This is a genomic window from Psychrobacter immobilis (genome assembly GCF_904846185.1).
GTDB lineage: Bacteria > Pseudomonadota > Gammaproteobacteria > Pseudomonadales > Moraxellaceae > Psychrobacter > Psychrobacter immobilis_B.
Window position 1 is genome coordinate 20,228 of the sequence record NZ_CAJGZQ010000011.1, and the last position, 11,040, is coordinate 31,267.

Sequence of the window (11,040 nt, forward strand, 5' to 3'; positions counted from 1 at the left end):
ATATAAATTATTACAGTTTCACGTAAGCGTGCCTTATAACTGCGCTTTATAACTGCGAAAGTTATGAGAATATGTGACGATTAAACTGATCCTTATAAATCGATTCTTAGGGACAAGCGCATGAGCCAGCTTGTCGATAAGCCTTTGATAATGGCGAATAATATGACTGATACGATAATAAAACCTGATATGACGACTCCGAACCATACTGAAAAAAGTAACGCTGAGCCAAACGGTAATACTGCTGGTCAATCGTGGTTTAATCGCCCGATACCGGGTATTAAACAGCAACTGACAGCGCCTTTGACGGCAGTAGAGACCGAACCGTCAACCAAGTGCAGTAATTGTCATTCGATGATTACCAACACGGCGCTGATTTTTAACTGCTATGTTTGCCCGCATTGTGATCATCATTTACCGATGAGTGCTCGTGAGCGCTTAAACTGGCTACTCGATCAAGTAGACGGTGAGCTTGGGCAACAATTTACTGCCAAAGATCCGCTAAGATTTGTGGATAGCAAGCCGTATCCGCAGCGTATGATAGAAGCACAAGATAAGACAGGCGAGTCTGAGGCGCTGATTGTGCTGTATGGTAAGCTGCGCAATCTTGATGTGGTGACTTGTGCCTTTGACTTCCGCTTTATGGGTGGTTCTATGGGCTCAGTGGTTGGCGATCGTTTTGTCCAAGCAGCTGAGAAAGCACTGGCAGACAAAGTGCCTTTAGTTTGCTTTGCTGCCTCTGGCGGCGCACGTATGCAAGAAGGTTTGCTGTCTTTGATGCAGATGGCTCGTACTGCCGCAGCGATTGAGCGTTTGAGAATTGCTGGCGTGCCGTATATCGTGATATTGACCAATCCTGTTTATGGCGGTGTGACTGCGTCGCTCGCTATGTTAGGTGATATTCATTTAGCAGAACCAAAAGCCATGATCGGCTTTGCGGGCAAGCGCGTGATTGAGCAAACGGTTCGTGAGACGTTAGAAGAGCCGTTCCAGCGTGCCGAGTTCTTATTAGAGCATGGCGTAGTCGATGAAGTGGTACATCGTCATCAATTAATTGATACCATTTATCGCTTGTTGGCTAAGTTATGCCGCGTGCCTAATGTTGATGCCTAACTTGCTCATCGGCTTGACTAACGAATAACTGAGTTTAATATTCTGCAAGACTTATGCTTAGTAGCATGCTAAATTTTGCTGACTAACTAAGATCAATCAATAGCATTTATCGTCAACAGCGGTAAATGCTATTTTTGCTTTTTGGGCAGGTAGTTATATACTGTCTGTACTTTCTTAATGAATGCTTTCTCATTGACCATTTTTTATTCAAATATTTCAATATAGGCTGTGTCCATGTCCGACTCTCTACTTTTTAACCCTAACACTCCCAACAAGCATTCTAGCTTGACCGAATGGCTCGATTATATGCAGCAGATTCATGTATCGGCAATAGACATGGGGTTGTCGCGAGTTTTGCCAGTTGCCGAGGCGTTAGGCGTGGTACAGTCAGCCAAAGACGATGCTTATGTATTCACGGTGGCGGGCACCAATGGTAAAGGCTCAACGACGGCTGTCATCGCGCAGATGTGCCAAGCAGCAGGTTATAAAACGGCTCTGTATCAATCACCGCATCTAAGTGTATTTAATGAGCGCGTGCGTATCAATGGCGAGATGGTCAGTGACGAGACGTTAATTGAAGCCTTTAGCAAGGTAGAAGCAGCGCGATTAGCGTGTGAGCTGACCTTGTCATTTTTTGAGATGACCACATTGGCCGCATTATTAATATTTGCCGAAGCGGATTGTGATGTCTGGGTGTTGGAAGTCGGGCTAGGTGGGCGCTTAGATGTGGTCAATATCATCGATGCTGATATGGCAGTGATTACCAATATCGCTATCGATCATGTCGATTGGCTGGGTGACAATGTTGAAGATATTGGCCGTGAGAAAGCAGGTATCTTACGTGATGGTATCAGCGTGGTTTATGGTGCTACCGCGATGCCAGTCAGTGTGCAGCAAGCGATTGATAAGCATCAAGCAACTTGTTATCAAGTTGGGCGAGATTTTGATTATCGTGAAGTGGATGCAAGCGCTTGGCAATATAGCAATGCTGCTGTCACCATGCAATTACCGCGCCCAGCACTATCATTGACCAATACTGCCACTGCGTTATCAGCAGTGCTCGCAAGTTCGTTAAATGTCGATAGCACTGCTATCGAGCAGGCGCTGCAAACGGTCAGGCTCGCTGGTCGCTTTGATTATCGTGAGACCCACAATCGCCATTGGCTGTTTGATGTCGCGCATAACGAGCAAGGCGTTGAGTTTTTATTGGCGCAATTATTACCGCTTTGGCAACAGCATCTAACCAATCAAAATAGCTCTGATACTCTCAATCACAGCAGTAATCCACATAGTAATCATATCAGTCAAGCTACAGGAAAACCTGCCAGCATTAAAATGCTGTTTTCTATGTTGGGCGATAAAGATATCAATAAAGTCGTGCAGCATTTGACCGAAGCGGGCTTACCGATTAGCGATTGGTTTGTCGCTGAGATTGATTATCCACGTGCCGCGAGCACCGAGCACTTGCAAGGTATCTTATCGAGCTATGTCGATGATGCTCAAATACACGAATTTAAACGTTTATCAGAAGCGACCGATGCAGTTATCAATGCCAGTCAGCCGCAAGACCTTATCGTGGTATGTGGCTCCTTTCACACGATCGGCGAGGCACTGGCAGCACTTGCGGTTGATAATTAACATTAAAATGGTGCTTATTTAATGTTAATCTTAGCAGTAGCATGATGGCAGACAGTATGAAAAATATGCTTTATAATCAAAGTGATTTGGCAAGTTGCTCTATAATGGCATTAAACGCTTGGCATAACATTTAAAAACGGATGGACGCAACTGGTGGCAATGACACCTATCAAGGCTATTAAAACTATCTAAACACAGTTTTGAGACGGCAGTTGCGCCGCTCAATCAACCTTATTACCAACTAAGAGACGTAAACGGATGAACTTTTCGAGACAAGCCTTATTGGGCATTGGGATGATTATTGGCGGTAGCGTGATGCTATACGCCATGGTGCAACAGATTGGTGATAGTAATGAACCACAACCAGCGTCAGCAATGGTAGATAAGCCAAGCCCTGAGCAAGAGTCTCCTCAGCCGCTGACGACGGATATCGAGACTGAAAAACGTATCTTGGCAGAAAAACAAAAAGAGCGCGCTGCTCGTGTGGCTGAGCAAGAAAAACGTGCTCAGCAGTTCTTAACTGAACAAGAAGCCGCTGAGGCGGAAGCATTGGCAAAAGCCCGTGCAGAAAGTCAGCAGTATATGGCCAGTAGTGCAGCAGCTGCTGAAGAGAGTGACAAATCCAAATCCGACGCGGAAAAAAATGACGCTACAATACCAATAAAAAAGACTAGCGCTGCTGCGTCAGCTGAAAGTGAGACAAACACTGGCAACCAGCAAAAAGCTGCCCAAGCGCAACAAGAAGCTCAAAGGCAAGCGGCGATTAAAGAGCAGGCTGCCGCCAAGAAACTAGCAGACAGTAAAAAAGAAGCGGAAGCAAAAAGACAAGCGGATGCTAAGAAACAAGCGCAAGCTGCGGCTGAGAAAAAACAAGCGGCAGCCGAAGCGGCTAAAAATGAGCCACCAAAGTCGCCTTCTGATTATCAAGTTAAAAGAGGAGATGGGCTGATTAAACTGGCGCGGCAGTACAATATGCCAGTAGAAGTATTGGCACAAGCGAATAATCTGTCACCGTCAACATCGCTACAATTGGGTCAAAACATCACCATTCCATCACGTAAGCAAGTGGAGCGATTAGCACGTGAAGCGGCAGCGGCTGAGCAGGCACGGGAAGACAAGCGTCAGAAAGAAGAGGCTTTAGCCAAAAAATCAGCGGATGCTAAACGTGAAGCACAGCAGAAACTCAGCGAAGCCCGTAAAGAAGTCAAAGAAACTGACGCTAAAGGCAGCTTTGGGGTGCAAGTAGCATTGGCAAACGATCAAGCCAAAGCAGATGAGCTGGCAAAGAAATTTAAATCCGCAGGCTACCAAGTTAAGACCAGCCCTACCAGCCGTGGGGTTCGCGTCATCGTCGGTCCTGAGCGCGGTAAAGTGGCAGCGTTAGCGTTAAAAGATAAAATCAATAGTGATCCTAAGGTCAATACGACCAGTGCTTGGGTTTTATACTGGCGCTAAAATAGCATTAAAATCACGATAATCGGATGACTATTGTTGCTAAGAAACAGCAGAGTCTTGGTTAGATTTTATTGTTTTATCTGAGTTTTATTCAAACACGACATTTATTGTCGTGTTTTTTGTTTTAGTGTTTGCTGATTGGCGTAAGCTTAGCTACGATGTGCGCCGACTGCCCCTGATTTTTTCTGTATAACGGGTCAGCCTATAAGGGCTGCCCTGTCGCAGTTGAGTATGTATGTCACTTTATGGAAGTCGTAATACATATTTGGCTGCCTTAATCATGTATAAGGTAAAACCATGTCATTTGGTGTTATATTTTTAATATTGGCCGTTGGATTTTTAGGGCTGATTACCGTACCAAAGCTGTTGAAAAAACCCCCAGTTGTTGAGCCTGATCCAAAGCCAGTACGCGGTGATGAGTTGGCTATTTGGCCGTTTGCGCCGATGCCGATTATGACGGATACGGAAGTCATTTTCTTTAATAAGCTAAAAAGTGCGTTGCCGGAATATCATATTTTCGTTCAAGTTCAACTGTCACGCATTATCGAAGGCAATAGCAGTGAGGCGTCCGAGCGTAGCTTTTGGTTCAATCGTATCTGTCGTCAAAGCGTCGATTATGTGATTGTAGATATTGATGCTCAAACCACGCTGGTTGCTATCGAGCTTGATGATTGGACACACACGAGTAAAGCGCGTCAAAAGGCGGATGACAAAAAAGACAAAGCCCTTGCTAGTGCCGGTATTGCTATTGTGCGTTTTCACGCTGAGCGCATGCCAAGCGCAGATATGCTCAGGTACGAGATGATGCAAGTGATTGAAAGTTATTGATAAAGTATCTTTGGTATACAGTCAATATTATTCACAACAACGGCATTTATTTTTTTGTGTAACATTGCTGTTATATCCGTTTACTTTATAGATAAGTTACTTAAATAAGAGTATTATTATTTTATTTTAAAGCAAACTTAAGTTTTCTAAATTAAGAGGCGCTTTTTTGAATTGAGGCATTATTTGCTTAATTAGATAAAGATTTTGGTGCTTCTGGTTTTTAAAATCATTCTATAAAGGACTGTGTTATGAAATTTTTTAAATTGAGCGCATTAGCCTTAGCCAGCACGTTAGCGTTAGCAGGCTGTGGTGATGACAACAATAATAACTCTTCTGGTAATGGTACTAATACGCCAGATGTGCCAGTCAAACCACCTGTCGATAATAGTTTGTCTGAAATCGAGCAAGCGAAAGAGATGATTCGTACCGCCAAGTTATTTGTCAGTGACAATAAAGCGGTTACAGATGCTTACGAAGATGTAAGTGATATCCTTACAGAAAAGCAAGATACACGTCTGGGTTATACCTTCGATATCCCAAGTGATCTAAAATACTATATGGAAGAGAATGATGTATCACAGCTCACGGCAGCGGACATTACTGCACTGGCTAATGATAAAGAGTTTGAAACAGCATTGGGAAATATAGTCTTGACCCCAGAAAAAGACTTTTTAGCGACGTTAAATACTGACGGTAAGTTTACCTTGAATGGTACAACTAAAGTAGATGTTGAAGAATACGATTATGTGTATAACCCGCAAACAGGTTTGTATGGACCTGTTGTCGTCAATCAAGACAATTTTAAGGTAGCATTTGATGGTTTTGAAGATGCGCTAAGCTCAAACACCAGTACAGATAACTTTAACGGTAGTTTGGGCTTCAAGAGTATTAACATTGGCACTGGCACTGATACCGTTACCCTCAACTCAAGTACTAAAGGCGCAACAGTCAGTGGTCAATTCAGTGATAAAGTCGTGGTCAATGATGAGTTTGATATCAATGATGCAAATAGAGAAGGCATCACACTAGAAAAGGCGGTCATCAAATTAAGCAGCCTGAAGTTGACGGCTAATGATAGCGTGATTGAAGCAAAAGATTTTGAATTTGCCGCACTGGATGTCAGCAGAAAGCTGGCAGATAACAGTCTGGTGGTTAGAACAATCCCTTATAAGTTTGCTATAACGGGCAAGATGACCAAGCAAAAACCGATGACTGATGTAGAGATTACACTGAACGCGACTGCCAATGACGCTGATATAAAGAAATTTATCATAATCGATGAAGTCGGTGATATCGAAGAAGCCGCCAATAAATACGTAGGTATGGAAATAGTATTGGCGATTAAAGGTAAGGTAACGAAAGAGAGTACAACGACGATTCCGCTTGATTTCCAAGCCAATCTTAAGCGTACTGCTCGTAATGTTATTGAGCTACAAGGTCTGACTGCTAGCGTAGAGGGTAAGAAGCTATTCGTAACCGGTAAGTCCAGCTTAGATAATAACTATGATGTGGTTAGCACCCAGTTTACCGTTGAGCAAAATAAAGCGTCGATCAAGTTAAATGTCGATGCCAATGGTGATTTTATTAAAGATAAAATGGGTAAGCTCGGCGATATCATGGTTAACGGTAAAGATTACGGTGATTTAATGGATAATGATGGCAAAGTTACGGCCAAGTTTACTGATAATAGTTTAATTATTCTATAATCAAACCATGTGTCACATCGACTCTCAAACGTTGTTAGTAGCGATTGAGGTATAGCAACAAAAAAAAGAGACAGATTCCTGTCTCTTTTTTATGCTCTCTAATAAACGTGAGAAATTTATGCCATATAACGTTTCAAGTCTCTATGGTTTTTTACCTAAAAGCTTAGCATCGCATTTATACAGCCGTACCAAGTTAATCCCTATGACAGCGATTGCCGCTATGATGATATCCAGCGCTGCGGTTGCTGATAGTGCAGAGATACCAGCTGCTGACACGAATTTTTACTTCTACCCCCAAGCGACAGGGTTGCTAGACAGTCAAACTGCTCAGTCAAACGCGCAGATAGAGTGGAGTCTGATGGCAACGGCTCATAGCCCAACACAGCCTATCTCAGCATTTTTAGACGATTGGAGTGCACCGCTGGACTCGGGTGATCATGCTTATGCCCAAGGTCGGACGTCGCTTGAGATTCGTCCTGCGGGCAGTGCGATTAGCTACGGTCTAGGTTGGCGTTATGATTATTTAATGACGTTTAGCAAAGAGACTGCCGAAGTTTATTGGCAGTATGAAAATAAACAGCCCTCAAGTACCAGTCAAGATTATCCGTTATTTTTAGAAGCCAAGCACAATGAAAGATTCGGTGCTAATATTGGTCTGACGCAGCAGCTCATGCCTAACTGGCAATTGACGACTCGGGCCAATCTCTGGCAAGGACTGCATGCATTAGAAGGTAAGATAGTTGGCGATTTAAGCACCAGAGTGTTGCCAAATAATGAGGTGACAGACATACGAGACAGTTTGGATAAAACCAACGCTTACATCGATTATTACTATGATGAACCGGCTTTAGGGGAGGAAAACCTAGACTGGAACCCCGCGAAACCTTCGGGATATGGCTATTCGCTCGATTTGCAGCTCACAGGTCAGTTGTCTGATAGTACGCAGTTGTCTCTGAGTGGCTACGATATCCTTGGACGCATGCGCTGGAAAGACATGCCAAGCACTCGTTATGCATTGGATTATGACGTCAACGGCAGACCTCTCTATACGATTGAAGGGCAGCTTAGTACTGACGATGTCACACAGACATTGCCATGGCGAGTTGAAGGTAGCCTTCAGCATCAGCTAGACAGTCAATGGCAGCTCGGTCTACATGGTCAAGTGAATGACATTCAAGACTTATATCAATTATCCGCAGGCTACCAAACGTCCAATGATGCTTTCCCCATTACGGTGACGGGTTTGATAGAGCCGCAAACGCAAGCATTGGGTCTTGCTGTAGACAATCGTTATGCTGGCATCAAATTGCTGACTGACAGTCTCGATTCAGAAAAAGCCAAACGCAGTGAGATTAGCTTGTATGGACGCTATGCTTGGTAGCTTGATTCATTGCATTAATAAAGCAGATGTCTAAAACGTCGATGTGCATATAATGCGGTGGACGTTACTAAAATTTGTCATGCGTTTTGTCGCGCTGTTCAGGATAAATGACGATCGGACTATGACCTTCGAAGTATAGTCCCGTCGTAGGCAGTGCGTCGTTTGACCAAGCTACCTGCGGCTGTCGTCCATCATAGCAGTCGCGCCTAGTAAACCATTCGATATAATGGGCAGATCGCAAGGCGCTGATATCAATCTTCGCAAGATTAAGCTTATCATCTTTATCACACCATTCGTGCATCGGAAAGCTTGGTGCTAACCAAGATGGATAATTAAAGTTAGTGGTGTTGATTGGCAAAAAGAAGCGTCCTTTAATCACGCCATAACGCTTATCGATTTTAACTTGTCCGTGTTTCTCCGTATCTACCCATACGGTACGAAACTGTTTGGTTTGCATATGGGTCATTTTACGCTGTAGATTGTCCTTGGAATTAATACCAACCCAGTTCTCAGGAGCAAACGGCGCTGATCCCATAAAAAACTTAATCGCCAGTTCCCAATGCTCGACCAGATTTTCTCCATGATTATATAAGATTAAATCCAGCTCACCAGTCGTCTGCTTACCGTTATACAACTGGACGTTACTGGCTAGCGTTTCATACGGATGTAGCTTGCGCGCAAAGCCATCCTCTAGCCAAAATGACAGTAACCCTTCAAAGTGAAAACCCAAGCGATTGGGGCTAGGGCGCTTGAGTAAATAGCGAGTTAGCGCCTGATAAGCGTTGGTGCTATCTAGCTCTTTTAAACGCTGCTGATACGCCGCAAACTGCTGTTGCCAGAAGTGTGCGTTATGTACTGACACGGTATGTGTATTCTGATGCGGCGCAAAGTCCAGCCATTCCGTTAGGACGTTAGGGCAGGCAAGCACATACGCCAAATCACGCACATAAGGTCGCTGGTATGCTTCCCAAGGTGCGTTATTTGTGAAGTAAGTCGAGAGGGGCTGAGCGATAGCCTCAGACATGGGTTGAACCTTCATAAAGTGGTACATTTACCCTAGCTGCTCGCTTGCCAAAAGTCTATAGTCAATCGTACTATGTTAAGATTGAAAGTATCTGGCAGCGTATGTTTTGCCGACTATTTAATAATAATGAGGATTCAATAATGAAATATCTTTTGCAAATCGACTTTCCTTATAGCGGACCTTTTGGTAATCAATTCTTTGAGTCTATGAAAGAGTTGGCTGAAGACATCGCAAACGAGAGCGGTCTGGTCTACAAGCTATGGACAGAAAACGAAGCAACGCAAGAAGCGGGCGGTATTTATGTGTTTGATAACTTAGAGGATGCCAACAGATACTTAGAGAAGCATACCCAGAGACTGACCTCATTTGGCTTTACGGATATTAAGTCTAAAGTATTTATCATCAATGAAGCGCTGAGTGCGATTACTAAAGCGTCTCTGTAATACTTGATCAAGAGTAATAAACATAAAAAAACCAGTCATTGGATGCAATGGCTGGTTTTTTTATGTATGTCTTAAACTTAAAATAAGATGTTCACGGTATAAAAATTAAGCTGAATATCTGGTGCATTTGATAATAGCGGTACTAGGATAATGATCAGAAATTTTAATATAGAAAATGACCATTTAGGTGGCTTATTAAATAGCTTTTGGACTGTTGATCTTGTACTGGTTGAGACTCTAGCTTTTTCTAAGTGCTTCATGTGATAGCTCCATATTAGCCGTAACGTGATTGATGCGGCTTACGGTTGCTAGTTTATTGAGTAGAGCGGTTCGATAGTTCTATATAGAAAATGGCAGAGTTCTATAGAACTTCATCAGCCTTCCTTAACCATTTTGCAATAAAGTCTTTTTTAACTGACAGCCCTAGTCCCTCGGCTTTCGCTTGAATAAGCTTATTAAATTCTCCATAAGGATCGGCTAGGTCTGCTTTATCATATTCAGCCATTTTGATAAGTGTGGTTACTAACGCTTGCATGGAACCTACACTTTTATGGTGTGTTGGCTCGTCATTAGCTAACTTGTCTTCTATTTCAGTTTTGGCTTGTGCTAGTTGGTTTTCAAGGTATTCTATCTTTATTTTTGCTTCTATCAGCTTTTGAGCTAAACCTTCATAGCTTGTTTGATGTTCTAAATTAAAAAAGTTTACTACATCAATCTTATAGAAATACATTTCTTCGTAAATATAAGTTTGAGGTTCAATATATAGCTCATTAGCTTTATCGAAATCAAAAGGCTTTCTTTTACGGTTCAAGTAATCATCATCATGTTGTTCTTGTAAATCAACAACTTCAACTATATTTACCTTTTGGATATAAAGTGAGTCAGCACCTTCATTAAAATTTCCAAGTAGCTTATTCCAAGGACACTCTCTATAGTCATTGTATTCAGAAAAAACTTTACGAACAGTGCCTGTAGGTGGTCTGATGTAACCCTCGAAAAGAAATCTAGCCTCATCGATAGTTGAGCTGAAACTTCCTTTTATAATAGCTCTTAGATAACCTTTGTAATAGAAGCAAGGTTCTATTTTTGATTGTCGAATGAAATCTAGAACACTCTTTTTCAAATACCCTAATGATGAGTCATCAACATTTTTACTTTTAATAATCAATTGAGAAACTTCAGTAAAGTCTAAATATTTGAACATATCGGAACCTTATAATAGTTTTCTTGATACACTCACCAAATTTAGCACAAAAAAAAGCCAACCATTGAAAACAATGATTGGCTTCTCTCTTTACTGCTATGTTTGGTCGGAACGGCAGGATTTGAACCTGCGACCACTACACCCCCAGTGTAGTGCGCTACCAGACTGCGCTACGCCCCGAATGACTGACTATTTTACGCAAAATTATGCATATTGCAAGAGCTATTTATTTTAGCCAAAATCTATGA

General features: G+C 42.6%; 9 protein-coding genes and 1 tRNA gene. 7 read left to right on the forward strand and 3 right to left on the reverse strand.

The window, feature by feature from the left end:
• The first annotated feature begins 150 nt into the window (after positions 1-150).
• The 6 genes from accD (at position 151) to JMW94_RS07585 (ending at position 8,121) form a co-directional block, all read left to right on the forward strand.
• On the forward strand, positions 151-1,113 hold the full coding sequence (accD, locus tag JMW94_RS07560) for an acetyl-CoA carboxylase, carboxyltransferase subunit beta (protein ID WP_201603828.1): 963 nt from the start codon (positions 151-153) through the stop codon (positions 1,111-1,113).
• 234 nt (positions 1,114-1,347) lie between these two features.
• Positions 1,348-2,751: a bifunctional tetrahydrofolate synthase/dihydrofolate synthase gene (folC, locus tag JMW94_RS07565; protein ID WP_201603750.1), complete on the forward strand. Its 1,404-nt coding sequence runs from the start codon at positions 1,348-1,350 to the stop codon at positions 2,749-2,751.
• A gap of 258 nt (positions 2,752-3,009) precedes the next feature.
• Entirely contained in the window at positions 3,010-4,206 is a 1,197-nt protein-coding gene (locus JMW94_RS07570; protein ID WP_201603752.1) for an SPOR and LysM peptidoglycan-binding domain-containing protein, read from the forward strand.
• A gap of 297 nt (positions 4,207-4,503) precedes the next feature.
• A complete protein-coding gene (locus JMW94_RS07575) occupies positions 4,504-5,034 on the forward strand; it encodes a DUF2726 domain-containing protein (RefSeq protein ID WP_201603754.1) in 531 nt (176 codons plus the stop codon).
• A 248-nt stretch (positions 5,035-5,282) separates the two neighbouring features.
• On the forward strand, positions 5,283-6,740 hold the full coding sequence (locus JMW94_RS07580; RefSeq protein WP_201603756.1) for a hypothetical protein: 1,458 nt from the start codon (positions 5,283-5,285) through the stop codon (positions 6,738-6,740).
• 118 nt (positions 6,741-6,858) lie between these two features.
• The gene (locus tag JMW94_RS07585; RefSeq protein ID WP_201603758.1) at positions 6,859-8,121 is read left to right on the forward strand and encodes a DUF5723 family protein; all 1,263 of its coding nucleotides are present in this window, start codon (positions 6,859-6,861) and stop codon (positions 8,119-8,121) included.
• Positions 8,122-8,188: 67 nt separating this feature from the next.
• Here the strand turns inward: JMW94_RS07585 and JMW94_RS07590 are convergent, their stop codons facing one another.
• Positions 8,189-9,145 (reverse strand): DUF1853 family protein, encoded by a 957-nt coding sequence (locus tag JMW94_RS07590; protein ID WP_201603760.1) that lies wholly within the window; start codon positions 9,143-9,145, stop codon positions 8,189-8,191.
• Positions 9,146-9,285: 140 nt separating this feature from the next.
• Here JMW94_RS07590 and JMW94_RS07595 point away from each other — a divergent pair, with 140 nt between their 5' ends.
• Positions 9,286-9,588, forward strand: coding sequence for a monooxygenase (locus JMW94_RS07595; RefSeq protein ID WP_201603762.1), 303 nt, complete (start codon positions 9,286-9,288; stop codon positions 9,586-9,588).
• 361 nt (positions 9,589-9,949) lie between these two features.
• On the opposite strand, the gene JMW94_RS07600 is transcribed toward JMW94_RS07595, so the two are convergent.
• Together JMW94_RS07600 and JMW94_RS07605 are read right to left on the reverse strand one after the other, a co-directional pair.
• Positions 9,950-10,792 carry a hypothetical protein gene (locus tag JMW94_RS07600; RefSeq protein ID WP_201603764.1) on the reverse strand — a complete coding sequence of 281 codons (843 nt, stop codon included), beginning with the start codon at positions 10,790-10,792 and terminating at the stop codon, positions 9,950-9,952.
• A 103-nt stretch (positions 10,793-10,895) separates the two neighbouring features.
• A tRNA-Pro gene (locus JMW94_RS07605) sits at positions 10,896-10,972 on the reverse strand.
• Positions 10,973-11,040: the final 68 nt, after the last annotated feature.